Raw genomic sequence first — 26,505 nt, forward strand, 5'->3', positions numbered from 1 at the left:
TCGCAGCATGACGGTGTCCCGCCGGGACCGGTCGCTGACCGCCGGAAACGACAAAACCCGCCACCCTCCGGTCAATCGACCGGAAGATGGCGGGTTCCGCCAGGCGCCCCGCGCGGGATCAGAAGCGGTAGCCGAAGCCCACGCCGATCAGCCAGGGGTCGATATCAACATCGGCCTTGATCAGCGACGGCAAGCCGGCATTGACCTTCACATTCGTGTTCAGCCACAGCTTCTTGACGTCCACGTTGAACGACCATTTCTCGGTCAGCGCGAAATCAACACCGGCCTGCAGGGCATAGCCGAAGCCGTTATCATATTTGGTATCCAGGGCAGCACCCGGATCCTCACCATAGAAGATGGTGTAGTTGATGCCGGCACCCACATAGGGGCTGACCGTGCCCTTGGGGTTGAAGTGGTACTGCAGGGTCAGGGTCGGCGGCAGCAGCCACACATCACCCAGATCGACGGAAGCACCCAGCGGCGTCGCCTGGGCCTTCGGATGATGCTGCGTCGTCCCCAGGATCAGCTCGGCGGCGATATTGTCCGTGAAGAAGTAGCTGAAATCCAGTTCCGGGATGATCGAAGAGTCGAGGGCGACATGGCCAGGAATGGCCGTGTTGCCGAGGCTCAGCTTGCTGCTCTCGTCCGGCTGAACCAAGACGATGCGCGCACGAGCAAGAATATCACCAGCACTCTTCTCCGCCATGGCGGGGGCTGCCATAGAGCACAGAAGGGCGGCGCCACCAATAGCGGCAGCCAGGGCAGTCTTTTTCATCACTGAGGCTCCTGTATCATGTGCCGGGTGAATTTTTTTCTTTCCCCGACCGCGCGCCATATCAGCGCGTCCTACAGGCATCTTTTTATAGAGAAGTCGAATGCCAATCCCTGACCTGGATCAATTCTTGTGAATATTGTTATTCGGCTGCCATGACCTTGGGCTGCGGCAAGCGAATCTGCGCCCCCGCCAGAATGGCATCCATGGCGGCCTGGGCTGTTCCCAGCGCCTGTCCGGGTCGCAACAGCGACAGACATTCCCGCAGCGCCTGGGCATCGACGGCCAATCCGACCGTATCCAGCGCATCGGCCAGACGCAGGGCCGTCTGCCGCAAGGTCGCGATATCGGGCGTGGCATCAAAGGCCAGGATGCGGCGGGCCTTGGCAACATTCTGGGCCGCCAGCATCAACAGATGATCAACGGCCACATCCCCCAGCGTCTCCCGCAAATGCGGCACAAGCCGGGGTGGGGTTGCGGGGGTGGCGGCTGGCGCGGCCATGGTCCCGTATCCCGTCGGGCGGTATCTGCGCGGCAAGGGCATTCAGCAGCTCTTCCAACCGGATCGGCTTGGCGATGAAACCCTGCATACCCACGGTCCGGCACCGGGCAACCGTCTCCGGCAATACATTGGCGGTCAAGGCCAGCACCGGCACATCGGCCATCGGCCCCACCGACCGTCGCAACCGGATGGTCGTTTCAAACCCGTCCATACCGGGCATGCCAATATCCATCAGCACGGCCGATACCTTCATCTGGCTCAGCATTTCCAGCGCCGCCTCCCCATCCGGGGCCGGCACCACCTCCAGCCCCTGGCGGGTCAGAAGCTGGCTGGCGACGAAGCGGTTGACGGCATCATCCTCCACCAGCAGCACGGTCGGCCGGCGGGTCCAGTAAGGCAGGGTCCGGACGGGGGATGCCACCTGCTCCGGCGCGGGGGCGGCCGGCATGGGCACATCGACCGTGAAGGCCGTGCCCCGACCGACGGCGCTGTCCACACGGATTGTCCCGCCCATCATGCCAACCAGACGGCGACAGATGGCCAGCCCTAGCCCCACCCCGCCATAGCGGCGCTTGTCCCCGGCCTCCACCTGATAAAAGGCTTCGAAGACATGGGGCAGCTTGGCTGCCGGGATGCCGATACCCGTATCCGCCACGATGATTCGCACCGGGATACCGCTCCCTGCCGGCAGGGCAGCATCGGTGGCCCGGCCAGCCAGCACCTGCACCCCGCCCTGCTGGGTGAATTTCACCGCGTTGCCGATCAGGTTCAGCAGGATCTGGCGCAGGCGCGCCGGGTCGATGCTTACATAGCGCGGCACATCAGGGGCGATGGACAGATCCAGTGTCAGCCCCGCCCCGGCGGCCCGGCTCGCCATCAGGTCCACCGCGTCGCGCAGCCGCTGGTGCAGATCGACAGGCTGCGGCTGCAAGGACAGGTGCCCGGTTTCGATCCGGCTGATATCCAGCAGGTCATCCAGCAGCGCCAGCATCGACTGCCCGGCCTTGTCCATCACCGCCAATATCCGGGTACCGCCATCATCCAGGCTGTCATTGCCGCCCAGGATTTCGACGCCCCCCATGATAGCGTTGATCGGGGTGCGGATTTCATGGCTGACCGTGGCCAGGAACAGGGATTTGGCCTGATTGGCGGCTTCCGCCGCCTGGGCGGCCTGATCCCGTTCCCGCGCCACGCGGGCATTCTCCGCGGCCTCCATATGCAGCCGGCGCTGCAGCCATTCATTCGACAGGCCCATCATCGCAATGGCCGCCGCCACCACCCCAACGATGGAGAGCAGGAAATTCACGCCCTGGGCCGGGTTGGGTGCGAACAGCGTGGTATTTTCCGGGTCCAGCAGGATGCCGACGATACGGACAGCCATGACCACGGACATGGTGACAAAGACGACAGCCGGCAGCACCCAGAGACGGCGGGCCGTCCCCCTCTGACCGGTGCGCCAGCATTCCATAGCGCAGAGGCTATAGATGCCGGCCAGCCAGACCGCGCAAATGATGGAGCGGAAGACGATATCGTTGCGCGTCAGCACATCATAAAGCAGCACCGCCATCATGATGGCGATGGTCAGCAGCGGCATGGTCCAGTGCGGCTTGCGTCCCCCAAAGCAGCGGATGCCGCCCAGAATGAAGATGCAGCCCAGAAAAACGCCGAGATTGCCGAAAAAGACCGATACCCAGAGCGGAACCGCCCCGCGCGCCACCAGTGCCCCCACCCCGAAGGCACCGCAAAGGATGGCCACCGTCCACAGCCCCAATCCGGGAATCGTCTCCTGCCGCGCCCAATAGACGCCCATGGCGATGGTCAACATCACGGCCATCACCGTGAAGGTCATCATCAAGGTCGGTACATGGAGAATCTGGAGCAGATCGTTCATGTCCTGCGCGCCACAGCACCGGGATAAGAAAGGGGGCAGACCGCAGAGCGGCGGGAAATCCAGGCATTATTCAGAGCCGGCCAGATCGGCCCGTCAACGCAAAACAAAACCCCGCCCGGTGAAGGGCGGGGTTTGCCAGGAGATCAACGGCTGAACCGGGATCAGACATCCAGCAGGATGCGTTCCGGGTTCTCGATGCATTCCTTCAGGCGAACCAGGAAGGTCACAGCCTCGCGGCCATCGATGATGCGGTGATCGTAGGACAGGGCCAGATACATCATCGGGCGGATCTCGATCTTGCCATTCACCACAACCGGGCGTTCCTGGGTCTTGTGCATGCCCAGGATACCGGATTGCGGCGTGTTCAGGATCGGGGTCGACAGCAGCGAACCATAGACACCACCGTTGGAGATGGTGAAGGTACCGCCCGACAGTTCGTCCAGCGACAGCTTGCCGTCGCGGGCCTTCTTGCCCAGTTCGCCGATCTTCTTCTCCACACCGGCGAAGGAGAGCTGGTCGGCGTCGCGGACCACCGGAACCACCAGACCCTGCGGCGTGCCGACGGCAACGCCGATATCATAGTAGTTCTTGTAGATCAGGTCGGTGCCGTCGATCTCAGCATTAACCGCCGGCAGTTCCTTCAGCGCCACCAGGGCAGCCTTCACGAAGAAGGACATGAAGCCCAGCTTCACGCCATGCTTCTTCTCGAAAGCGTCCTTCAACTGATTACGCATGGCGATCACGTTCGTCATGTCCACCTCGTTGAAGGTGGTCAGCATGGCGGCGGTGTTCTGCGCTTCCTTCAGACGCTCGGCGATGCGCTGACGCAGACGGGTCATGCGCACGCGCTCTTCCTGATCACCCTTGGCGCGCGGGCCGGACGGGGCCGGGGCGGCCTTGGGCGCCGGAGCGGCGGCCTTGGGCTGTTCCAGATGCTGGATCACGTCACCCTTGGTGACGCGGCCATCCTTGCCGGTGCCGGACAGGCTGGCCGGATCGACGCCATTATCGTCCGCCATCTTGCGGGCGGCGGGCATCACGCCCGCACCTGCGGTCGGGGCGGCTGCCGGAGCGGCGGGGGCCGGGGCAGATGCCGCCGGGGCCGGCGCGGCAGCAGCGGGCTTCGGGGCGGCAGCGGCAGCGCCGCCCTCACCGATGACGCCCAGCAGCGCGCCGACGGCGACATTCTCGCCCTCGCCCGCCACGATTTCCGCCAGCGTGCCGGCGGCCTGGGCGTTCACTTCCAGCGTGACCTTGTCGGTCTCAAGCTCAACCAGCGCCTCATCCATCTGCACGCTGTCGCCGACCTTCTTCAGCCAGCGGGCGACGGTTGCTTCCGTCACCGATTCGCCGAGGGTCGGCACCTTGATTTCCGTCGCCATGACTGCGGACCTTTGTCGTTTGCCGTGTGGATTATGTGTGAAGGATCAGGGCGGATCAAACCGTCAGCGCATCATCCAGAAGCTTTGCCTGCTCCTGGTTATGACGGCGCAGAAGACCGGTAGCGGGAGCCGCAGACGCGGGGCGGCCAGCATATTTCGGCCGGCCGGCCTTGTGACCGATGGCGGTCAGCACCTTCTCGATCCGGCGATCAACGAAGGTCCAGGCGCCCTGGTTCTCCGACTCTTCCTGGCACCAGACGATATCCGCGTTCGGATACTTGGCCAGTTCCGCGCCCAGCGTCTTTTCCGGGAAGGGATAGAGCTGTTCCAGACGAACGATGGCGATATCCTTGATCCCGCGCGCTTCACGCTCCTGCACCAGATCATAATAGACCTTGCCGGAGCAGAGGACGACGCGGCGGACCTGTGCGCCCGCAGCCAGATCGGGGGCGGCATCGCCCAGCACCCGGTGGAAGGTGCTGTCACCGGTAAAGTCGGCCAGCGGGGACACCGCCAGCTTGTGACGCAGCAGCGACTTGGGCGACATCACGATCAGCGGCTTGCGGAAATCGCGGCGGACCTGACGGCGCAGCGCGTGGAAATAGTTGGCCGGGGTCGTGATGTTGCAGACCTGCCAGTTATCTTCCGCCGAATTCTGCAGGAAACGCTCCAGACGGGCGGAGGAATGCTCCGGACCCTGGCCTTCCATACCGTGCGGCAGCAGCATGACCAGACCGGACATGCGCAGCCACTTCGATTCGGCGGAGCTGATGAACTGGTCGATAATGACCTGCGCCCCGTTCACGAAGTCACCGAACTGCGCTTCCCAGATGGTCAGGGCATGCGGCTCAGCGAGCGAGAAGCCATATTCGAAGCCCAGCACAGCCGCTTCCGACAGCGGGCTGTCATGCACTTCGAAGGTCGCCTGATCGCCGGGGCGGATATGGTTCAGCGGCACGAACTTGTCTTCCGTGACCTGATCAATCAGCACGGAATGGCGCTGGGAGAAGGTACCGCGGCCCACATCCTGACCGGACAGGCGCACGGTGGTGCCTTCCACGGCCAGGGTACCAAAGGCCAGCGCCTCGCCCGTGGCCCAATCAATCCCCTCGCCGGTCTCGATGGCCTGCTGCTTGGCCTTGAGCTGACGGACGATCTTGGAATTGACGTTGAAGCCTTCCGGCGCGCGGGAAATGGCCAGACCCACTTCCTTCAGCAGTTCCGGGGCCACGGCGGTCTTGCCGCGACCATCATCGGAACCAGCCGCAGACAGGCCCGCCCACTTGCCTTCCAGCCAGTCGGCCTTGTTCGGCTTGTAGGAATTGCCGGCCTGGAACTCCTGTTCCATATGGCCCATGAATTCCGAAACGTAGCCTTCAGCCTCGTCCTGGGTCAGCACGCCTTCAGAGACGAGCTGCTGGGCATAAAGCTGGCGCGTCGTCTCCTGCTTGGCGATGGTCTTGTACATCACCGGCTGGGTGAATGCCGGCTCGTCGCCTTCATTATGACCCTGGCGGCGGTAGCAGACGATATCGACCACGACGTCCTTCAGGAACTTCTGACGGAACTCGATGGCGATGCGGCTGATATGGATGACGGCTTCCGGATCATCGCCATTCACATGGAAGATCGGGGCCTGGATCGACTTGGCCACTTCCGTCGGGTACGGGCCGGAACGGCTGTACTGCGGCGCGGTGGTGAAGCCGATCTGGTTGTTGATGATGAAGTGGATGATACCGCCGGTGCGGTAGCCCTTCAGTTCGGACAGCAGCAGCGTCTCGGGCACTAGGCCCTGGCCGGCAAAGGCGGCATCGCCATGCAGCAGCACACCCAGAACCTGGTTGCGGCTTTCATCGGACGGCGGCACCTGGCCGGAAATCTGGCACTGCTTGGCGCGCACGCGGCCGCAGACAACCGGGTTCACCACTTCCAGGTGCGACGGGTTGGGCGACAGCGACAGGTGGATGGTGTTGCCATCAAAGTCACGGTCGCTGGACGTACCCATATGGTACTTCACGTCGCCGGAACCCTGGACATCTTCCGGGTTGGCCGGGTTGCCCTGGAATTCGCTGAACACGGCCTTGAAGGGCTTGCCCATCACGTTGGTCAGCACGTTCAGGCGGCCGCGATGGGCCATGCCGAGAACGATTTCCTTCAGGCCAAGCTGGCCACCGCGCTTCATCACCTGTTCGATGGCGGGGACCAGAACCTCGCCGCCTTCCAGGCCGAAACGCTTGGTGCCGGTATATTTAAGCTGCAGGAACTTCTCGAAGCCTTCCGCCGCCGTCAGGCGCTGCAGAATGGCCTTCTTGCCCAGATTGGTGAAGTCCGTCTGGTTGCGGATACCTTCGATGCGTTCCTGGATCCAGGCCTTCTGCTCCGGATCTTGGATATGCATGAACTCCACGCCGATATGGCCGCAATAGGTGCGCTGGACGGCGTCCACGATCTGGCGCAGCGTCGCCGTTTCCATCCCCAGCACATTATTGATGAAGATGGGGCGGTCCAGATCGGCGTCGGTGAAGCCGTAATGGCGGTAATCCAGCTCCGCATGCTCGGCCCGCTTGTCCATGCCCAGCGGGTCCAGCTTGGCCAGCAGATGGCCACGGACGCGGTAATTGCGGATCAGCATCAGGGCGCGGATGCTGTCCAACTGCGCCTGACGGACCTGTTCGGGCGAGATCCCGCTGACCACGGCCGGTGCCGCGGCGGCCTTGTCCCCCTTGGCGTCGCCCTTACCCGGCTTGGCGGGGGGCGGAGCGTCCGGATCGGCGGCGCCGATCACCTTGGCGGTGTTCTTCGCCCAGGAGGCGCCGTTCAGCTCGGCCAGGATGGCGTGGCCATCATCGCCCAGCTCGGCGAAGAAGCGCTGCCAGCTCTCGTCGACTGCGGTCTTGTCCTGCTGATACCGGGCATACAGTTCCGCGATGAAGGTGCCGTTGGCGCCGAAAAGGAAGGAGTGGCGCTCGTTCGGGGCTTGATCGTAGGGGGCCATGGGGGGTTCCGGTCGGATAGGCCCACCGATTCGGACGGCAGGCCGGGGCAGAGGCTTGAAATTCCGCGACGGTTTTACGTCACTGCCGACACAGCTTCAATATGCAGGTCTGCGGTGTCTGCCTCTTGCCTGTAGCACGGGTAGGAGGCGTTACACAGCCGCTTTCGTTACTGCTGTCGGCACCCGCTACAGATAATATCATTTCCGGAAGGGTCCAGGATTTTCGGGGAAAAATCGGAATGGCACGGCAAACGCGAGATGAACTTGCACGCGCAACCCTGTACGAGGCGCGAAGGCTGGTCGCCGAACAGGGGCTGGCAGCCCTGACGGCACGGCAACTGGCACAAGCTGTGGGGTGTTCGATTGGCACCCTATACAACCTGTATCCCAACCTGGATACGATCCGGCTACATCTCAACGCAGAATTGCTGGATCGCCTTTCGGTTGCCGTGGGGGCGGCGGACGAGGCGGCGGGGGGAAGCGGCGCCACGCCGGAGACACGGCTTCTGGCCCAGGCGAATGCCTATCTCGCCTTTGCCAGCACCCATCTGAACCTTTACCTCGCCTTAATCGATAACCGCCCACCGGTCATGGATGAGCCGACACCCGACTGGTTTTTGGAAAAAGTGGCCCGGTTGCGGCGCGGGGTGGAGCGTGCCATCGCCCCCCTGATTCCCGATCAGGACCCAGAAAGGCTGGAACGGGCCGCCACCACCATCTGGGCCGCCGTGAACGGGCTGTGCGAGGGGATCGTCTCCGGCAACCTGTCCCGCGTATCCGATACCGATCCGCATCTGTTGATGGAGGAACTGGTCGCCACCCTGGCCGCCGGCCTGCGGGCACGGGGGTGAAATAGCGAGGGTGCTACCCCATTTAGCTGTCATATCAACGGCTGGCGGTCGCCGCCCTACCAACGGTCACAATTTATGGCCGTTGGTAGAACGCATCCGTTAAACGTTTGAAAACAAGAGGATGAGGATGTCGGTGCGACGGTTCAGGCGTGGAATGCTGGCAGCATGCGCTGGCTTGATGATCGCCGGCATGATGGCGGCGCCCTCCCTGGCGCAATCCCGCCCGGCTGCCTTGCTGGCCAATCGCGGCTGCGCTGCCCTGACGGTTGCGGTCGATTCGGTGCCGGGTCGCGGTCCGGCCTTCCTGCGCAGCTATGATGCGCCTGCCGGCCATGGCGCCCCGCCGGAACCGGCCATGGCCACCGCCGCCTTCACCTATGACAACGCCCTGGCGACCATCGCCCTTCTGTCCTGCGGCAAGCCGGCCCAGGCAAAAAGGCTGGGCGATGCGCTGCTGCTGGCGGCAACCGCCGACCGGGCCGGGCCCGAGCAGGGGCGCCTGCGCAACACCTATCGCGCCGGGCCGCAGCAGGAACGGCCGATCCCGCCCAATGGCTGGTGGGACAGCCGGCAGAATCGCTGGCTGGAAGATGCCTATCAGGTGGGGACTGCCACCGGCAATGTCGCCTGGGCGGGCCTGGCCCTGCTCACTCTGGCGGAAGCAACGGGGGAGGCGCGCTATCGCGATGCCGCTGCCGGCCTGGGCGCCTGGATCGTCACCCATGTCAGCGACACAAGGGGTGCTGGCGGCTTCACCGGCGGCATTCATGGTTTTGATGCCGACTCGGTGCCGATGCTGTGGAAGGCGACGGAACATCATGCCGACCTGCTGGCCCTGTTCGGCTGGCTGGATCGCAGCGGCGCCCCAGGCGGCGACTGGGCCGCCGCAGCCAAGCAGGCGCGCGGCTTCCTGGATGCAATCTGGCGGGACGATAAGGGCTATTTCCCCACCGGCACCCTGCCGGACGGGGTGACGGTGAATGAAGGCAATTCCGGCCTGGACGCCCAGCTCTGGCCGCTGATGCTGGAGGGCGCACCCGACGCTTGGCGCCGCGCCCTGGATCATGCCGATAGCGCCCATGGCGTTAACGACGGCTATGATTTCAATGCCGACCGAGACGGGGTCTGGGTGGAAGGCACGGCCCAGGCCGCGCTCGCCTGGCGCATCGTTGGCAAAGATGATAAGGCCGACGCGTTGCTGACCGGGCTCAGCGGCGATATCAGCGGCGGCGGCTATCTCTGGGCCGTGCGGGGGGAGAAGCTTTCCACCGGCTTTGCCATCGGCCCGGACAGTACAGAAGCCGACTTTTTCTATCACCGCCAGCCGCATCTGGGCGCCACCGCCTGGGCCGTGCTGGCGGCCAAGGGCTGGAATCCGTTCACCGGGCGTCTTGTGGCACCTTGAGGGGGAAGACGGCTTCTGTGACACTACCGGCAAAACCCTGCCGGAGAAGCTGATCCATGCCCTTGCCCGCCCTGCGCAGCGCCCTGACCGCGCTTGCCCTTTTGGCCATCGCCGTCCCGGCCCCTGTAACCGCATCGGCACAGCCGGCCAAGCGCCCCACGTCGAAAGAGGTGCTGGACAGTTCACCGCCGGCTGACTGGCGCCAGCCGGTGCCGGAGAACACGCTTTATCTCGACCTGCCCGCCGGGCGGGTGGTGATCGAGCTGGCGCCCGGCTTCGCACCCATCCATGTCGACAATATGCGCAAGCTGGCGCGCGAACATTGGTATGACGGCACCTTCATCGTCCGGGTGCAGGATAATTATGTCACCCAATGGGGCCAGCCGGAAGAAACGCCCAAGCCAATGAAGACGGCGCTGGAGAAACTGGCACCGGAATTCACCGTGCGCGGCGGTGCCAAATCCCTGCCCTTCACCCGCCTGCCCGACCCGGACGCCTATGCGGCAGAGGTCGGCATCTCCGACATTTTCCCCGCCGCGCGCGATGCGAAAACCGGGGAAGCCTGGATGGCCCATTGCTATGGCATTGTCGGGGTTGGTCGGGGCATGCCACTGGATAGCGGCAGCGGGGCGGAGCTTTACACCGTCATCGGCCACAGCCCCCGCGCCCTGGACCGGGTGATCACCCTGGTAGGGCGCGTCCTGTCCGGCATGGATCATCTGACGGCCCTGCCGCGCGGCACCGGCCCGCTGGGTTTCTATGAAAAGGTGGAACAGCGGGTTCCCGTCCAACAGGTCCGGCTGGCAGCGGACGTTCCGGAAGCAGAACGGGAGAAGATCGAGGTTTTGTCAGGCCAAAGCCCCACATATCAGCGCTGGCTGGACGCCCGCCGCTTCCGTCAGGATGATTTCTTCATCCGTGCCGCCGGCCATATCGACCTGTGCAACGCCATGCCGCCGGTAAGGGCAAAGCAGGGCTGACACAAAGGCAGCAAAGGGCGGGAGGCCTCATGCGCTGTTCCGGTGAGTTCTCCTCATCGGGATTGGGTAAAGATCGCCACCCGCCCGCGGCTGGGCCAGACCTATATCAGCCGTTCAACCATCAGGGCGTCCCCCGTCACCAGCAGCCGACGGAAGTCAAACGCCGCCCAGCTCCCATTCGCGAAGTGCCGTTGATAGGTGGCCAGGCGGGACCGGTTCAGCAAGCTGGGGATCAGGATCTTGGAAAAGGTGCCGGAAGCCCCGGCATCGTGCCATTGGCGCAAGCTGGCCAATGTGAACGCCCCCGCCAGGAAATGGCCGCCGGCCGATGCCAGCAATTCCCCCTTCTCGATCCGGGCCAGGCTCTCCCGCTGCCAGTTCATCCCGACAATCAGCACATCCACGCCCGGCCGCCGCCCTTCCGCAATGGCTGCATCGACCGCACCGAGCGCCATATCATCATTCGCGCACCAGATGCCGCTGACCTGGGGATGGCGGCGCAGCAGGGCGGACACCCACCGGAACGCCGCATCGCGGCTCCAGTTCAAATAGGCCTTGTCCGTCACATCAACGGCGCCATCCTGCTCAGCCAGCTCGATCAATCCGGCCAGCCGGTCGGCCGCAGTCCGTGTCGCCGCCGGGGCGCCAACGGCCAGAAGCTGGATACGGCCATTACGGTTCAGGCCCTGCTCCCGGATGGCCGTGATCAGATGGCTGGCCATGGCGGTTCCGGCGACATGATTATCGACCAGAACGTCACCGATCATACTGCTGGCCATCTCTGGCCGCGCCGCCTTGACCGCCTCATCCTCCGGCGTGAAACCCGCAAATCCCAGGATCGTCGGCACCTGATGTGATCCCGCCATCTCCATGATCGGCAAGGCGGTGCGATATTCGTTCACGACGATCATATAGTCGGGCCGCCGGGCGGCAGCCACCGCGCCCATCACCAGGATCGCCGCGCGATCCCGTTCCCCCCAGGAGAGCGTCAGGTCAATCCCGAAGGTCCTGGCGGCGCTCTCCATCGCCTGGGTGGCCATCTGCCAGAACTCATCACGCCGGCGGCCGGGCACAACACATTCCACCCGCAGCGGTGCCGTCTTCGCCCATAGCGAGGGTGTCAGCACCAGAGACGCGAAGCCGCCGGCGGCCGCGATGAGGTGGCGGCGATGGATGGAAGAATGGTGCATCGGCCTCTTCCTTCCGGTGAGAAACGGTTCATTTACAATACATACCGCAAGCCAATAAGAAAGGCCGCCGGGTTGCCCCGGCGGCCTTTCTCACGACTGTCCGGTTGTGGGCTTAGCCCAGCGCCTTCACCATGGTCGAGCCCAGGCTGGCCGGGCTTTCGGACACATGGATACCGGCGGCGCGCATCGCTTCCACCTTGAACTCGGCGGTGTCGTTACCGCCGGAGATCACGGCACCAGCATGGCCCATGCGGCGGCCCGGCGGGGCGGTGCGACCGGCGATGAAGCCGACGACCGGCTTCTTCAGGCCGGAAGCCTTGATGTATTCCGCACCCATCACCTCAGCGTCACCACCGATCTCACCGATCATGATGATGCCTTCGGTTTCCGGGTCCTTGGCGAACATCTCCAGCGCGTCGACAAAGTTGGTGCCGTTGACCGGGTCACCGCCGATGCCGATGCAGGTGGTCTGGCCCAGGCCAGCCGCCGTCGTCTGCGCCACGGCTTCATAGGTCAGCGTGCCGGAACGCGACACGATGCCGATCTTGCCACGGCGATGGATGTGGCCCGGCATGATGCCGATCTTGCACTCGTCCGGGGTGATGACGCCCGGGCAGTTCGGACCGACCAGACGGGTCGCGCTGTTGGCCAGGGCGCGCTTCACGCGCACCATGTCCAGCACCGGAATGCCTTCGGTGATGCAGACCACCAGCGGCAGTTCGGCATCAATGGCCTCCAGGATGGCGTCAGCGGCGAACGGCGGCGGCACATAGATGACCGAGGCATTGGCGCCGGTCTTCGACACGGCATCGGCCACGGTGTCAAACACCGGCAGGTCCAGATGCTTGGAACCGCCCTTACCGGGGGTCACGCCGCCGACCATCTTGGTGCCATAGGCGATGGCCTGTTCGGAATGGAAAGTCCCCTGCGCGCCGGTAAAGCCCTGGCAGATGACCTTGGTGTCTTTATTGACGAGAACGGCCATGTTACGCGGCCTCCTTCACGGCCTTGACGATCTTCTCGGCGGCGTCGGCCAGGTTATCGGCCGACAGGATCGGCAGGCCGGATTCGGCCATGATCTTCTTGCCGAGATCGACGTTCGTGCCTTCCAGACGAACAACCAGCGGAACATGCAAGCTGACTTCGCGGGCGGCGGCAACGACGCCATCCGCAATCACGTCGCAGCGCATGATGCCGCCGAAGATGTTGACCAGGATGCCTTCGACATTCGGGTCGGACAGGATCAGCTTGAAAGCCGTCGTGACGCGCTCCTTGGTGGCGCCGCCGCCAACGTCCAGGAAGTTCGCCGGCTCACCGCCATACAGCTTGATGATGTCCATGGTGGCCATGGCCAAGCCAGCGCCGTTCACCATGCAGCCGATGTTGCCATCCAGCTTCACATAGTTCAGGCCGTGCTTGGTGGCTTCCGTTTCCGAGGCTTCTTCTTCGGTCGGATCGCGCAGCTCTTCCACGTCCGGATGACGGTAGAGTGCGTTATCGTCGAAGTTCACCTTGGCATCGAGCGCGATGACCTCACCCGCGCCGGTCACGACCAGCGGGTTGATCTCCACCATGCTCATGTCCATGTCCACGAACGCCTTGTACATGGCGGCCATGAACTTGGCGGCGGCATTGACCTGCTTGCCTTCCAGGCCCAGGGCGAAGGCAACCTTGCGGGCGTGATAGCCCTGCAGGCCCTGCACCGGGTCGATGGCAACCTTGGTGATCTTTTCCGGGTGGCTGTGGGCCACGTCCTCGATCTCCATGCCGCCTTCAGTGGAGGCGACGATGGTGACCCGGGACGAGGCGCGGTCCAGCAGCATCGACAGATACAGCTCGCGCTTGATGTCGGCACCTTCCTCGATATAGAGGCGGGTGACTTCCTTGCCGCTTTCGCCGGTCTGCTTGGTGACCAGCACCTGGTTCAGCATGGCGGCTGCATTGGTCTTCACGTCTTCGACGCTCTTGACGACGCGCACACCGCCCTTGCCGTTCGGGTCGTTCTGGAAACGACCGGCGCCGCGACCACCTGCGTGGATCTGCGACTTCACCACCCAGACGGGGCCGCCCAGCTCCTCAGCGACCTTGGCCGCTTCGTCGGGCGTATAGGCAACGCCGCCGCGCGGAACCGCGACACCGTATTTCTTCAACAGGCTCTTCGCCTGGTACTCATGAATATTCATTGGTCAGCCGTCTTGCTCTGGATGGGAGACGGGCCGGCCGCGACGGATGTCCACGGACCGCGCGCAGGGGCCGTCCCCACGCGGGCGGCACTTTAGCACTATGCCAAGCGGGATCAACCATCCAAAGGTCCCCCCATCAACCGACCGTACCGGCGGTGCGGCACAGCAAAAAGCCCGGATTTGCCGTTGTTTCAAGCGCAACGGCCCTTGCGTCTATGGCATCGCACAAGGCGCAAGGGTGCCATGTAATGGTAGCGGGTCCACTACCCTGCCGGTGATCGACCCGGATTGTTGCGTATCGTGGGATAGTTATTCCCACTTATCCCATCTGGCGGAAATAGCCGACTGGATAAATAATGCGCCCCACGTATCACCCACCGCATTCTTTCACCCGAAAGGCACCCATCATGAACCGCACCCTTGCTGCCGCCCTTCTCGGCACGGCCCTGCTGCTGAATGCCGGCCAGTCCCTGGCCCAGGACGTGACGCAGGACCCGGCCAAGGTCCAGTCCGGCACCTATGAGATTGAGCCGACCCACACCAAGGTGATCTTCGCCATCAATCACCTGGGCTATTCCACCTATTACGGCGCCTTCCCCAAAGCGGAAGGGACGCTGGTGCTGAACGCGGCTGACCCGGCCAAGTCGGTGCTGAACGTGACCGTGGATGTGACCGCCATTTCCACCGATCTGCCGGCCCTGAACGAGCATCTGCTGGCCCCGGATTTCTTTGACGCCGCCAAGTTCCCCAAGGCCACCTTCAAGAGCACGAAGGTGGAGCCGGCGGGCAAGAACAAGGCCAAGGTCACCGGTGACCTGACCCTGAAGGGCGTGACCAAGCCGGTGACCCTGGATGTCACCTTCAACCAGGCCGGCCCGAACTTCATCAACAAGGTCTACAGCGTCGGCTTCGATGCCACGACCACGATCAAGCGCTCCGATTTCGGCGTCAGCGCCTATGTCCCCGCCGTGGGCGACGAGGTGACCCTGCGCATCGGTTCGGAACTGCAGCTCAAGAAGTAAGAGTAGCCGGGGCGCCGGCCATCAGGCGGCGCCCCCACTTGCCCTTATCCCAAGCACATGTAGGAGACCGGGGCCATGGAAGGCACGGTTGAACGCGATCCGCGCTATGGCGGGGTTGCAATGGCACTGCATTGGCTGACGGCGGCCGCTATCCTGTTGATGCTGGCAAGCGGCATCGCCATGACCCGGATGGAACCGGGCATGACCGCCTTCAATCTGTATCAATGGCACAAGGCGCTGGGCATCACCGTGCTGGCGCTGACGTTGATCCGTATTCTCTGGCGCTTCACCCATCGCCCCCCTGCCCTGCCCGCCGCAATGCCGCATTGGGAGAAGACGGGCGCCCGGCTGGCGCATCTGGGCTTCTACCTGCTGCTGCTGGGCCTGCCTTTGTCAGGATGGCTGCTGGTTTCCGTCTCGCCCTTGAACCTGCCGACCAGTTGGTTCGGCCTGTTCCTGATCCCCCACCTGCCGGCCCCGGCGGAGATGGCGACGCGGCAGATGCTGAATGACTGGACGGAGCAGGCCCATGTCCTGGCCGGCTGGACCCTGCTGGCGCTGCTGGTCCTCCATGTCGGAGCCGCACTGCGCCATTCCCTGATCCTGCGCGACCATGTGGTGCGCAGCATGCTGCCGCGCTGGATCGCGGCAAAGGCAAAGGACTGATATGATGAAGATGTTGCGTCCGGGTCTGCTGTCCCTGGCTCTCCTGCCGGCCACTCTCCTTGCGCTGCCGGCGAGCGCCGCGACTTGGCAGGTCGATCCCGCGGCCTCCACGCTTGGCTTCACCGGCACCCAGTTGGGCCAGCCCTTCAAAGGCCGGTTCGAGAAATTCAGCGCCGATATCGATTTCGACCCCGCCAAGCCCGAGCAGGGCGGCAAGGTCACGGTGCTGATCGACATGGCCAGCGCACGCACGGGCGATGCCCAGCGCGACGGCGCCATGCCGGAAACCGACTGGTTCGCCGTCAAATCCTTCGCCCAAGCCAAGTTCGAGGCCACCAGCTTCCGCCGCACCGGCGATGACGCTTATGAAGCGGTCGGCACGCTGACCCTGCGGGATGTGACCAAGCCGCTGACCTTGCCCTTCACCCTGAAGCCGGACGGCAATGCCACCCGCGCCCAGGGCAAGGTGACGCTGGTGCGGAGCGATTTCGGCGTCGGCCAGGGCCAATGGGCCACAGGCCAGTGGGTAGCGCTGAATGTCGATGTCACTTTCGACCTGAAAGCCACGCCCAAGAACTGAGAAAATTTCTTGGACGGAAATAAAATACCGGCGGCACGCCCATGCCGCCGGTATTTTTTTGAACAAGCTACCCGTTCTTGGATTTGAATGCCTTCAGCCGTTTATTGAAATCGGCAGCCAGCTTTTCCATTCGTTCTGTCGATTTATTGTAAGATTCAGCATCAACGCGGCCACGGACCTTGCCCTCAGCCGTCAGGCAGGCCTGATATTCTTCCGTGGCGACGATATAGGCTTTCACACTCTTCGCGGCGACAGCCATATCAGCCTCGCTGGCACTGCCACCATCCGGCAGGCCGGGCGGATCGCCAATGTCGCAGGCAGCCATGGCGGCCGGCACATTGACCAGGAACGTAACGGTAAGGAGTAAAGCGACCGTCGCCACGGCTGAAGCCGGCGTGACGGAACCGGTGCGTTTTGCCTTCTGCATCTGCCCCTCTCCCTCTCTTTATCCGCGCAGGATGAATAGCCGATGGCAAAGCCATCAGGTTCTAATCTCCTGCATCTGAACAGCCAGAAGGCGTCAGGTCAGCGGATATGGTTGGTCAAACGAAGCAGCCGGCCACCTTTCCTCTACATAAGGGTGAAGGGTATTTGTGCAGCGCAGCAACGTCAATCCCTGATCACATCCTTACCAAAAATTAAAACTCTGCCGCCGTCCACCAGACGGACAAAAGAAAACCCCGCACCGAACAGGCGGCGCGGGGTCTTCCTTGATAACCGGGACCGTAACCGGACAGAGCCGGCCGGCCTGCAACGCTGAAAATCAGCCGTTGCGGGACTTGAAGGTCTTGAGCTGCTTATTGTAGTCGGAAGCCAGCTTTTCCATCAGCTCGGTCGACTTGTTGTAAGCAGCGGGGTCCACCTTGCCGGAGGCTTCCAGGCAGGCCTGAAATTCCTGGGTAACGGTGATGTAGGCCTTCACGGCCTTCTGGGCAGCGCCCATCTCGGCTTCCGAAGCGGTGGCGCCATCCGGCAGGGTCGGCGGGGTGCCCTGCTCGCACTCGGCAGCGAAAGCGCTACCAGCGGAAAGGGTCAGGAGAGCAGCGGAAACAATGAAGGCAAACTTTTTCATCGCGGGGGAGATCCTCGGTAGATCAGGGAAGATTGTCGATAATAATGTCGAAGCGTCCAGCCTGCGGAGACCAAGAATAACCAAGACCGAAGATTGAATACTGATTGCGTTACCGCATACAGCCAGACATCTTCAGTTATATCGTCCTAGTCAACCCGACGCGCGAGAGAGGAAATACTTTTTCCCAGACAGATCGTCAATTCCCGATACATCGCATTCTGCTATGCAGCATGTGCATTATCTAAAATGCAAGATATCTTTCCCCCACTGCGTCTGTCGAAAGGATATGCGCCACCCCTTTCGGATTGGTTAACAAGCTTAACGAAAAGCGCCCCACCCCGCCAAAAAACAAAACCCCGCACCGGCGAACCGATGCGGGGTTTGCTTATCCCAACCTTATACGGGTTGGAAAACCGTGGCTTATCAGCCCTCGGCGGAGACCTTCTTGGTCACATCGACCAGAACCTTCACCGCATCGACGGACTTGTCGAAATTGGCCTTCTCTTCGGCGGACAGGTCGATCTCGATGATCTTTTCCACGCCCTTGGCGCCGATGATGGTCGGCACGCCGATATAAAGACCATCAACGCCATACTGACCGGTCAGCTTGGCGGCCACCGGCAGAACGCGCTTCTTGTCCTTCAGGAAGCTTTCGGCCATGGCGATGGCGGAAGCGGCCGGGGCATAGAAAGCGGAGCCGGTCTTCAGCAGGCCCACGATCTCCGCACCGCCGTCGCGGGTACGCTGCACGATCTGGTCCAGCTTTTCCTGGCTGGTCCAGCCCATCTTCACCAGATCCGGCAGCGGAATGCCGGCAACGGTGGAGTAACGGACCGACGGCACCATCGTGTCGCCATGGCCGCCCAGCACGAAGGCGGTGACGTCTTCGACCGACACGCCGAATTCTTCAGCCAGGAACCAGCGGAAGCGGGCGCTGTCCAGCACGCCAGCCATGCCGACCACCTTCTCCGCCGGCAGGCCGGAGACTTCCTGGAACAGGCCGACCATGGCGTCCAGCGGGTTGGTGATGACGATGACGAAGGCGTTCGGGGCGTGCTGCTTCACGCCGGCGGCAACGTGCTTGATGACCTTGGCGTTGATGCCAACCAGATCGTCACGGCTCATGCCCGGCTTGCGCGGCACGCCGGCGGTGATGATCACCACGTCGGCGCCAGCGATGTCGGCATAGTCGGACGTGCCCGAGTAACCGGCGTCAAAACCAGCGACCGGCGACAGTTCGGCAATGTCCAGCGCCTTGCCCTTGGCAACGCCCGCAAAGTCGGGAATGTCGAGCAGGACGATATCGCCCAGTTCCTTCTGGCCGGCCAGCAGAGCCAGCGTGCCGCCGATCTGGCCGGCGCCGATCAGAGCGATCTTCTTGCGTGCCATGGGTCTTTTCCTTCGATTTGGGTCGGATCAGGAAACATGCATCTGTGGGAGGCCGGCGCCGTTTTTCAGAAGTTGCACGGACCGTATTTCTCCCTGCGGCGCTGGCTTAGCCCGAAATGCGGGGCCGGGCAAGCCGACAAGGGTCGAGGGTCGGGGGAAGCAGGCCAGCGCCTTTTGCATCCCAACCATGCGTCCCTCTTCCCTATCGGGGCAGCACCACCGTGAAGACGGCGCCGCGCACCGTGCCATCCGGATTTTTCAGATTGCCGGCAAAAATCCGCCCCTGATGCGCGTCGATGATCTGTTTGGAAATCGACAGGCCCAGGCCGGAATGTTTGCCGAACGCCTCGCTCTTGGGCCGTTCGCTGTAGAAGCGGTCGAAGATCGCGTCCAGCTTGGCTTCCGGGATGCCAGGGCCCTGATCCTCGCAGGTCACTTCCACCCGGTCGGGCAGGGCCCTGGCGGTGAAGCAGACGACACCGCCAGGCGGGGAGAAGGACAGGGCGTTGGACAGCAGGTTCTGGAACACCTGGGTCAGCCGCCCTTCCAGGCCGGGCACGACCAGCCCCTTGCCATCCTTTGGCAGGTTCACTTCCACCCGCACCGGGGCGGGAAGGTCTGCCACCTCGCCACCAGCTTCAGCCGCCGCTTCGCGCAGCGCATCGGCATTGCCCAGCGTGGCATCGTGGATATTGGCCAGCATGGTCAGGGTCTGGCCGATATCCGCCGGTTCCGCCCGGGCGCGCGACAGTTCGGCATCCAGACGGCTGGCATTGGAAATGTCGGAGATCAGCCGGTCCAGCCGCTGCACATCATGCTGGATGATGGCCAGCAGGCGCTGGCGCTGCTCATCCGTCTTCACCCGCTGCACCGTCTCCACCGCGCTGCGCATGGAGGTGAGCGGATTCTTGATCTCGTGCGCCACATCAGCGGCAAACCGCTCAATCGCGTCCATCCGGTTCCAGATGGCCGAGGTCATTTCCCGCAACGAGACGGAAAGATCACCCACCTCATCATGCCGGCGGGAGAAGTCGGGGATCACCACCTCACGCCCATGGCCGTGCCGCACCTCATCCGCGGCTTGGGCCAGCCGGCGGATCGGGCGGGCGATGGTGCCGGCCAGATAGAGCGACAGCAGCACCGTGACGCCCAGCGTGATGGCGAACAGCCGCATGATATCCATGCGGAATTCCCGGACCGCCCGGTCCACCTGCGCCCCTCCGCGCGAGATATAGACGGCCCCCAGCACCTTCTTATAGCGCTGCACCGGCACCGCCACGGTCAACAGCATGTCGCTGCGCCCGTCCGGCCGGCCCACGCGCCAGACATTGCGGCCAATTTCCCCGCCCAGCGCCCGCTGGACATCGGGATAATTTTCCGCACTCTGGTCCTGCTCCCCCGGATATGCCGGCAGATGCTCCCGTTCCGGGACAGCATTGACGATATAATCGTAAAGCTCGATGCCGATCTCGGTCAGCCGGTTGCCATTGCGCAGCGGCGGCAGTTCCTCGATCTGGACCATGCTTTTCGGCCCGCCCAGCACGCGGCTGTCGGCGATCAGATCGCCGGAAGGGGCGAACAGGCGGGTACGGGTGTCGGTCGTCTCCACCAGACGGCGCACCATCTGGCGGGCCAGTTCATTCGAGAGCTGGTTGGTTGGTTCATTAAACTCGTCCACGGCGGGCTGCATGGCGCCTTCGCCCAGGGCACCGGCGAAAATCCGCGCCTCCGTTGTCAGCGCCGCCAGTTCCTTGTCGATCAGCCATTGCTGATAGGTGGAGAGATAGAGCAAGCCGCCCAGCAGGATGGCCAGGGCCAGCACATTGACGGCCAGGACGCGCAGGGTCAGCGGCGAGAGATGGCGCACGCGGCGGCGACGGGAGATTTCCGCCTTTTCCGTCTGCGCCTTCTCCTTCACCGGCTTGATACTGGCCGGCTTATCGGGCGGGGCAGCGGGGGGCGGGGGGACAGCCTTGCCATCCCCGGCGCCCGGCTTAGCCGCTGTCAACGGCCGCCGGGCCCGTAAATCCATATTCATGGGCCGCGCCCCCTGGAACCGGTAACGATATTGCCGACACTACCGGCTAAAATGGGTAACGCTGATAACACCGCTACACGCCTCCCGCATACCCGCTTTCCTGCTCATTCCTTGTACTTATAGCCCACGCCATACAGGGTTTCGATCTGCTGGAAATCGTCATCCACAGCCTTGAACTTCTTGCGCAGGCGCTTGATGTGGCTGTCGATGGTGCGGTCATCGACATAGATATGCTCGCCATAGGCGGCATCCATCAACTGGTCCCGGTTCTTCACATGGCCGGGACGGATGGCCAGCGCCTTGACCAGCAGGAATTCCGTCACCGTCAGGTCAATCTCCTTGCCCTTCCAGGTGCAGAGATGGCGGGCGCCATCCAGCACCAGTTCGCCGCGCACCAGGGTCTGGCCCGGATCAGGTGTCGCCCCCTTGCCCTGGGCCAGTTCGGTCCGGCGCAGCAGGGTCTTGATGCGCTCAATCAGCAGGCGCTGGCTGAAGGGCTTCTTGATGTAATCATCCGCGCCCATGCGCAGACCCTGCAGCTCATCCGTCTCATCATCCTTGGAGGTCAGGAAGATGATGGGCATCTGGGTAGTCTGGCGCAGGCGCTGCAACAGTTCCAGCCCGTCCATGCGCGGCATCTTGATATCCAGCACCGCCATATCCACCGGGCGGGAAGTGATGCCGCGCAGGGCCTCGTCACCGTCGCTATAGGTGCGGACCTCGTATCCTTCCGCCTCCAGCGCGATGGAGACCGAAGTCAGGATATTGCGGTCGTCATCGACCAGCGCGATTGTTTGGGCCACCGTCTTGTTCTCCAACGGAATCGTACTGCAAAGGCGCTATATTATGCCTGGAGCGGGACAAAGGATCACTATCCCTTTGTCTTACCCCTTGCCGCCCCTTTGCCAAGGTCACAGCTTCACTTTCAATATGGCACGAATACGGCGTGAAAATGAGCCGCAACCAAGAAAAGGGATCGGCAGGAAAATGGTGATAGACCAGGTGGAAGGGGCAGAGCCCCCTGTCGAAGATCCCGGCGCCACCGCGCGCACCCTGATGCGGGCCAGCATCCAGGCCACCCTGGCGACCAGCCAGCGGGAAACCGGTGCCGGCATTGGCGGCTGGCCCAGCCCATCGCTGGTGCTGGTCGGGTTCGATCTGGATGCCACGCCCCTGCTGTTGATATCACGCCTGGCGGAACACACCTTGAACCTGGAGGCCGATCCCCGCTGCGGCCTGCTGTTCGATGGCACTGCCGGCCACCCTGACCGGCTGACCGGGCCACGCCTGTCCATCCAGGGCCGTGCGCGGCGGGATGATGACACGCGGCGCATCGGCCGGTTCCTGGCCCGCCACCCCTCCGCCGCCGCCTATATCGGATTCGCTGACTTCGGCCTGTGGCGGGTGGATGTGGAACGCGGCCATATGGTGGCGGGCTTCGGCCGCATCCGCGCCATGGGCGCCGACCAGCTTCACCTGCCCCCCGCCGACTGGCTGGAACTGGCCCCAGCGGAAGAGGATATTGTCGCCCACATGAATGCCGACCATGCCGACGCGCTGGCACTGTACGCCACCCGCCTGCTGGACCTGCCGGCGGGTGACTGGCGCATGACCGGGATCGACCCTGACGGGTGCGACCTGCGCGACGGCCCCCAGGCCGCCCGCCTGCCCTTTGCCACCAAGGTCCGCAACGCCGATCAGGCACGGGCGGAACTGGTACGGCTGGTGAAACGGGCGCGGCAGTAAGGGCAGCAGCCTGCCATTTGCCGCCAAGCCGGTACCGCCCAACACCCTTTCCATTTGCTTCCCTCCCATGCGGGACTGGGGCAAAAGGCCCTATTGCAGCGCGCACGATAGAACGGTAAGGGTACAAAACTCGTTACATAACCCCGCCGGTAACAGTCCCCAACGACAAAACAAGGGGCCCCCGGCGCCGGTTCACAAGGGGAGTGCGCGCGCGTGGAAACGACCGGTCCCGTCATCAGCGGTTTCGGCCTGGACTATCTGGGTCTGGCCAATCTGAAGGCCGCCCATTGGAATCTGAGCGCCGGCGCGCTCTATGAGCAGGCGCTGCGCCGCAGCGAGGCGAAGCTGTCCAAGGATGGTGCGCTGGTCGCCATCACCGGCCAGCATACCGGCCGCTCCCCCAATGATAAGTTCACCGTGCGGGAGGAAACGACCGAAGCCGATATCTGGTGGGGGCCGAACAAGCCTTTCACCGAAGAGGCTTTCGACCGGCTGCATGCGCGGATGACGGCCTATCTCCAGGGTCGGGACGTGTTCGTGCAGGATCTGTGGGCCGGGGCCGATGCCGCCTATCGCCTGCCCGTGCGCATCGTGACCCAGCATGCCTGGCACAATCTGTTCGCCCAGAACATGTTCATCCGCCCATCGCTGGCCGACCGCGCCCAGTTTGAGCCGGGCTTCACGGTGCTGCAGGTCCCGGATTTCCGCGCCGTGCCGGAACGCGACGGCACCCGCTCGGACGTGTTCGTCGTCATCAATTTCAAGAAGAAGCTGGTGCTGATCGGCGGCACCTCCTATGCCGGGGAGATCAAGAAGTCGATCTTCTCCGTGCTGAATTTCATGCTGCCGGCCCAGGGCGTGTTGCCCATGCATTGTTCGGCCAATATCGGGCCGGGCGGCGACACGGCGATCTTCTTCGGCCTGTCCGGCACCGGCAAGACCACGCTGTCAGCCGATGCCAGCCGCACCCTGATCGGCGATGACGAGCATGGCTGGTCGGATAATGGCGTCTTCAATTTCGAAGGCGGCTGCTATGCCAAGGTGATCCGCCTGTCGGCCGAGGCCGAGCCGGAGATTTACGAGACGACCCGCCGCTTCGGCACGGTGCTGGAAAATGTCGTGATGGACGAGGGCACCCGCGCGCTCGACCTGGATGACGCGCGCCTGACGGAAAATACCCGCGCCTCCTACCCGATCGACTTCATCCCCAATGCCAGCGCCACCGGGCGCGGCGGCCAGCCGCTGAACATCATCATGCTGACGGCGGATGCGTTCGGCGTGCTGCCGCCAATCGCGCAACTGACCGCCGATCAGGCCATGTACCATTTCCTGTCCGGGTACACCGCGCGCGTCGCCGGCACGGAAAAGGGCGTGACGGAGCCGCAGGCAACCTTCAGCACCTGCTTCGGCGCCCCCTTCATGCCGCGCCATCCCACCGTCTATGCCAAGCTGCTGGGCGAGAAGATCCAGGCCCATGGCGCCCGCTGCTGGCTGGTCAATACTGGCTGGACCGGTGGCGCCTATGGCACCGGCAGCCGCATGAAGATTGCCCATACCCGCGCGCTGGTGAATGCCGCCCTGTCGGGCGAGTTGGCCGGCGTGCGCCATATTCCGGAGCCGAATTTCGGGCTGGCCGTGCCGGAAGGCTGTGCCGGGGTGCCGGCGGATGTGCTGGTGCCGCGCAATAGCTGGTCCGACAAATCCGCCTTCGACGCCACCGCCCATGAGGTGGCCCGGCGTTTTGAGGCCAATTTCACCCAATTCCAGGATCAGGTGGACGAGAAGGTTGTGTGCGCCGGTATCCGTACCGCCGCGTAACAATCCAGGCATCACCTGTTCTGGCGCCTCCAAGACCGGGGAGGCAACCGGCGGGCCGGGGGAGCGATCCTCCGGCCCGTTTGTTTTTCAGGGGGTGAGGTTCACACCCCTTTTATAAACCTCCCGTCGGTTCCCGATGGTCAGCACCAGAATGCGCAGCTTGCCATCCTCGATATGGGCGATGATCCGGTAATCCCCGACACGATATTTCCAGAACCCGGCAAGCGTGCCGCGTAGCGCCTCACCTATGGCCCGCGGATCTTCAAGCGGTCGCACCCGCTGGTCCAGGAATGCCAGAATGCGACGCGCCTCTTGAACCGATAGTTTGCCCAGCGCCTTTTCTGCCGCTGCTGAAAAGATGATCTCCCAGGCCATGGATCAGCCGGACACCGGCAGGTCATATCGGTGCAGCAGATCATCCAGGGAGGTGGTCTCGCTGCGTCCGGCCTGCACAGCCTCAAGTTCCGCCTTGGCCAGGTAAGCGTCTTCCATATCCTGCAAATATTCAGTGATGGCTTGGCGAATATAGAAAGCCTTGGTCCGCCCTGTGGCCTTGGCCAAACCATCAAGGCGACGCTCAATATCCTCTTCCAAGCGGATGCTGACAGGCATGATAAGACCCTCCCGGCAAATGAGATACATGTATCGCAACCTGCCCCTTGTCGCCACACGAAACCGCGGATTCTGGGGCGCCCTGGACAAAGCTCCTTTCCCAGAAAGTTCGACCTATTTGCTTATGGGGTTTCAGGAGAGGTCAAACTTACGCCCCTGTTGAAGCAGCCGCCGGCAAACTCTCCCCCTCTCCACCGCTCAACGCCTCCACAATCCGGCACTCCCGCACCGTGCCGCCATGGCATTGGTTGGCGACATGGGCCAGTTCGGCGCGCAGACGGGTCAGGTCGGCGATCTTGGCATCCACTTCGGCCATCTGGGCGCGGGCCAGTTGGTCGATGCTGGCACAGGGCTGGTCCGGGCGGTCCACCATGCCCAGCAGGTCGCGGATCACATCCAGGTGGAAGCCCAGCGCCCGCGCCCGGCGGATGAAGCGCAGCCGATGCAGATGCCCATCGCCATAAAGCCGGTAATTGCCCGTCGTGCGCGGCGGCTCTGGCAGCAATCCGATGCGTTCATAATAACGGACCGTCTCCACAGCCATGTCGGTGGCGCGGGCCAGATCGCCGATCCGGTAATCGCCCTTCATCCCCAATCCCCTTGACCCTGTAGTGGCTACAGGGTCCATCTTTCAGGGCAGCTTTCCCCCTGACAAGGACAAATCTCATGTCCGCTTCCTGCTGCCCCACCCCCACCAATGGACCTGCCAGCCCGGCCTATCGCCGCGTGCTGTGGGCGGCCTTGCTGATCAATGGCGGCATGTTCGCCTTGGAAATGATGGCTGGCCTGCAATCAGGCTCTGTCGCCCTGAAAGCCGATGCGGCCGATTTCTTCTCCGATGCGACCAATTACGGGATCAGCCTGTTCGTGCTGGGCGCGGCCCTGCGGGTGCGATCGGGTGCCGCCTTGTTCAAAGGCCTGTCGATGGGCGCCATCGGCCTGTTCGTCGCCGTGCAGTCACTCCTCAACGCGCTCTCCGGTCGCATACCGGAAGCAGAGACAATGGGCTGGGTTGGCGCCCTGGCCCTGGCCGCCAATGTCGGCACGGCCATCATGCTGTATGCGTGGCGGGAGGGGGACGCCAATATGCGCAGCGTCTGGCTCTGCTCCCGCAATGATGCGCTGGGCAATATCGCGGTGATGCTGGCGGCCCTGGGTGTCTTTGGTACGCAGACCGGCTGGCCGGATATCGCCGTGGCCTTGATCATGGCCTGGCTGGCCATCAGCGCCGCCTGGCAGATCAGCCGGCAGTCACTGCACGAGATACGCACCGGGGAAGTTCAGGGCCGGCCTCATGGGCATGGGCATGGGCACGGACATGACCATGATCACCCTCCGAGGCATCACCACTGACCCGGGTAATAAAAGACCCCTCCGTAAATGCCACCGCGCCATTCCGTTATAAGGGTGC

The 26,505-nt window shown here is 63.4% G+C and carries 25 protein-coding genes; 9 read left to right on the top strand and 16 right to left on the bottom strand.

What is annotated here, in order from left to right; translation table 11 throughout:
• Positions 1-118: 118 nt before the first annotated feature.
• The 5 genes from G473_RS0104265 to G473_RS0104285 all read right to left on the bottom strand — a co-directional run bounded on the left by G473_RS0104265 (position 119) and on the right by G473_RS0104285 (position 7,542).
• Positions 119-775 carry an OmpW/AlkL family protein gene (locus G473_RS0104265; RefSeq protein ID WP_029012081.1) on the bottom strand — a complete coding sequence of 219 codons (657 nt, stop codon included), beginning with the start codon at positions 773-775 and terminating at the stop codon, positions 119-121.
• A 139-nt stretch (positions 776-914) separates the two neighbouring features.
• Positions 915-1,202, bottom strand: coding sequence for a hypothetical protein (locus G473_RS0104270; protein ID WP_029012082.1), 288 nt, complete (start codon positions 1,200-1,202; stop codon positions 915-917).
• Positions 1,192-3,165: an ATP-binding protein gene (locus G473_RS28980; RefSeq protein WP_084437627.1), complete on the bottom strand. Its 1,974-nt coding sequence runs from the start codon at positions 3,163-3,165 to the stop codon at positions 1,192-1,194. The genes G473_RS0104270 and G473_RS28980 overlap by 11 nt, the downstream gene beginning before the upstream one ends.
• 161 nt (positions 3,166-3,326) lie before the next feature.
• Positions 3,327-4,547, bottom strand: a complete 1,221-nt coding sequence (gene odhB, locus G473_RS0104280; RefSeq protein WP_029012083.1) for a 2-oxoglutarate dehydrogenase complex dihydrolipoyllysine-residue succinyltransferase — start codon at positions 4,545-4,547, stop codon at positions 3,327-3,329.
• Between the two features lie 55 nt (positions 4,548-4,602).
• A complete protein-coding gene (locus tag G473_RS0104285) occupies positions 4,603-7,542 on the bottom strand; it encodes a 2-oxoglutarate dehydrogenase E1 component (protein WP_029012084.1) in 2,940 nt (979 codons plus the stop codon).
• Positions 7,543-7,781: 239 nt separating this feature from the next.
• Between G473_RS0104285 and G473_RS0104290 the strand changes: the two genes are divergently transcribed.
• From G473_RS0104290 to G473_RS0104300, 3 genes are all read left to right on the top strand, one after another.
• A complete protein-coding gene (locus G473_RS0104290) occupies positions 7,782-8,393 on the top strand; it encodes a TetR/AcrR family transcriptional regulator (protein ID WP_029012085.1) in 612 nt (203 codons plus the stop codon).
• A 154-nt stretch (positions 8,394-8,547) separates the two neighbouring features.
• The gene (locus tag G473_RS0104295; RefSeq protein WP_245579983.1) at positions 8,548-9,798 is read left to right on the top strand and encodes a hypothetical protein; all 1,251 of its coding nucleotides are present in this window, start codon (positions 8,548-8,550) and stop codon (positions 9,796-9,798) included.
• Positions 9,799-9,854: 56 nt separating this feature from the next.
• Complete coding sequence (locus G473_RS0104300) at positions 9,855-10,778, top strand: peptidylprolyl isomerase (RefSeq protein ID WP_029012087.1); 924 nt, start codon at positions 9,855-9,857, stop codon at positions 10,776-10,778.
• Positions 10,779-10,879: 101 nt separating this feature from the next.
• On the opposite strand, the gene G473_RS0104305 is transcribed toward G473_RS0104300, so the two are convergent.
• The 3 genes from G473_RS0104305 to sucC form a co-directional block, all read right to left on the bottom strand.
• The gene (locus G473_RS0104305; protein WP_029012088.1) at positions 10,880-11,968 is read right to left on the bottom strand and encodes an ABC transporter substrate-binding protein; all 1,089 of its coding nucleotides are present in this window, start codon (positions 11,966-11,968) and stop codon (positions 10,880-10,882) included.
• A gap of 112 nt (positions 11,969-12,080) precedes the next feature.
• Positions 12,081-12,953, bottom strand: coding sequence for a succinate--CoA ligase subunit alpha (gene sucD / locus G473_RS0104310; protein WP_029012089.1), 873 nt, complete (start codon positions 12,951-12,953; stop codon positions 12,081-12,083).
• Between the two features lies 1 nt (position 12,954).
• The gene (sucC, locus tag G473_RS0104315) at positions 12,955-14,151 is read right to left on the bottom strand and encodes an ADP-forming succinate--CoA ligase subunit beta (RefSeq protein ID WP_029012090.1); all 1,197 of its coding nucleotides are present in this window, start codon (positions 14,149-14,151) and stop codon (positions 12,955-12,957) included.
• Positions 14,152-14,558: 407 nt separating this feature from the next.
• On the opposite strand from sucC, the gene G473_RS0104320 reads away from it, so the two are divergent.
• The 3 genes from G473_RS0104320 to G473_RS0104330 all read left to right on the top strand — a co-directional run bounded on the left by G473_RS0104320 (position 14,559) and on the right by G473_RS0104330 (position 16,419).
• The gene (locus G473_RS0104320) at positions 14,559-15,173 is read left to right on the top strand and encodes a YceI family protein (protein WP_029012091.1); all 615 of its coding nucleotides are present in this window, start codon (positions 14,559-14,561) and stop codon (positions 15,171-15,173) included.
• Between the two features lie 75 nt (positions 15,174-15,248).
• On the top strand, positions 15,249-15,839 hold the full coding sequence (locus G473_RS0104325) for a cytochrome b (RefSeq protein ID WP_029012092.1): 591 nt from the start codon (positions 15,249-15,251) through the stop codon (positions 15,837-15,839).
• Between the two features lies 1 nt (position 15,840).
• Positions 15,841-16,419 carry a YceI family protein gene (locus tag G473_RS0104330; RefSeq protein WP_245579984.1) on the top strand — a complete coding sequence of 193 codons (579 nt, stop codon included), beginning with the start codon at positions 15,841-15,843 and terminating at the stop codon, positions 16,417-16,419.
• A gap of 67 nt (positions 16,420-16,486) precedes the next feature.
• On the opposite strand, the gene G473_RS0104335 is transcribed toward G473_RS0104330, so the two are convergent.
• The 5 genes from G473_RS0104335 to G473_RS0104355 all read right to left on the bottom strand — a co-directional run bounded on the left by G473_RS0104335 (position 16,487) and on the right by G473_RS0104355 (position 21,721).
• On the bottom strand, positions 16,487-16,846 hold the full coding sequence (locus G473_RS0104335) for a hypothetical protein (RefSeq protein WP_029012094.1): 360 nt from the start codon (positions 16,844-16,846) through the stop codon (positions 16,487-16,489).
• 336 nt (positions 16,847-17,182) lie between these two features.
• Positions 17,183-17,491, bottom strand: a complete 309-nt coding sequence (locus G473_RS0104340) for a hypothetical protein (RefSeq protein WP_029012095.1) — start codon at positions 17,489-17,491, stop codon at positions 17,183-17,185.
• A gap of 423 nt (positions 17,492-17,914) precedes the next feature.
• Positions 17,915-18,880, bottom strand: a complete 966-nt coding sequence (gene mdh, locus G473_RS0104345; RefSeq protein ID WP_029012096.1) for a malate dehydrogenase — start codon at positions 18,878-18,880, stop codon at positions 17,915-17,917.
• Positions 18,881-19,082: 202 nt separating this feature from the next.
• Complete coding sequence (locus G473_RS0104350; RefSeq protein ID WP_029012097.1) at positions 19,083-20,918, bottom strand: stimulus-sensing domain-containing protein; 1,836 nt, start codon at positions 20,916-20,918, stop codon at positions 19,083-19,085.
• A gap of 104 nt (positions 20,919-21,022) precedes the next feature.
• Entirely contained in the window at positions 21,023-21,721 is a 699-nt protein-coding gene (locus G473_RS0104355) for a response regulator transcription factor (RefSeq protein ID WP_029012098.1), read from the bottom strand.
• 184 nt (positions 21,722-21,905) lie between these two features.
• Here G473_RS0104355 and G473_RS0104360 point away from each other — a divergent pair, with 184 nt between their 5' ends.
• Both G473_RS0104360 and G473_RS0104365 read left to right on the top strand, forming a co-directional pair.
• The gene (locus tag G473_RS0104360) at positions 21,906-22,664 is read left to right on the top strand and encodes a HugZ family pyridoxamine 5'-phosphate oxidase (protein WP_035705349.1); all 759 of its coding nucleotides are present in this window, start codon (positions 21,906-21,908) and stop codon (positions 22,662-22,664) included.
• 213 nt (positions 22,665-22,877) lie between these two features.
• Positions 22,878-24,482: a phosphoenolpyruvate carboxykinase gene (locus G473_RS0104365; protein WP_035705351.1), complete on the top strand. Its 1,605-nt coding sequence runs from the start codon at positions 22,878-22,880 to the stop codon at positions 24,480-24,482.
• An 87-nt stretch (positions 24,483-24,569) separates the two neighbouring features.
• Here G473_RS0104365 and G473_RS0104370 read toward each other — a convergent pair whose 3' ends face one another.
• From G473_RS0104370 to G473_RS0104380, 3 genes are all read right to left on the bottom strand, one after another.
• On the bottom strand, positions 24,570-24,857 hold the full coding sequence (locus G473_RS0104370) for a type II toxin-antitoxin system RelE family toxin (protein ID WP_029012101.1): 288 nt from the start codon (positions 24,855-24,857) through the stop codon (positions 24,570-24,572).
• 3 nt (positions 24,858-24,860) lie between these two features.
• Complete coding sequence (gene relB / locus G473_RS0104375; protein WP_029012102.1) at positions 24,861-25,094, bottom strand: type II toxin-antitoxin system RelB family antitoxin; 234 nt, start codon at positions 25,092-25,094, stop codon at positions 24,861-24,863.
• A gap of 148 nt (positions 25,095-25,242) precedes the next feature.
• Positions 25,243-25,683, bottom strand: coding sequence for a MerR family transcriptional regulator (locus G473_RS0104380; protein ID WP_029012103.1), 441 nt, complete (start codon positions 25,681-25,683; stop codon positions 25,243-25,245).
• Between the two features lie 77 nt (positions 25,684-25,760).
• Between G473_RS0104380 and G473_RS0104385 the strand changes: the two genes are divergently transcribed.
• The gene (locus G473_RS0104385) at positions 25,761-26,447 is read left to right on the top strand and encodes a cation efflux transmembrane domain-containing protein (protein ID WP_029012104.1); all 687 of its coding nucleotides are present in this window, start codon (positions 25,761-25,763) and stop codon (positions 26,445-26,447) included.
• Positions 26,448-26,505: the final 58 nt, after the last annotated feature.

It is taken from the genome of Niveispirillum irakense DSM 11586 (genome assembly GCF_000429645.1).
In the GTDB taxonomy this organism is placed as follows: domain Bacteria; phylum Pseudomonadota; class Alphaproteobacteria; order Azospirillales; family Azospirillaceae; genus Niveispirillum; species Niveispirillum irakense.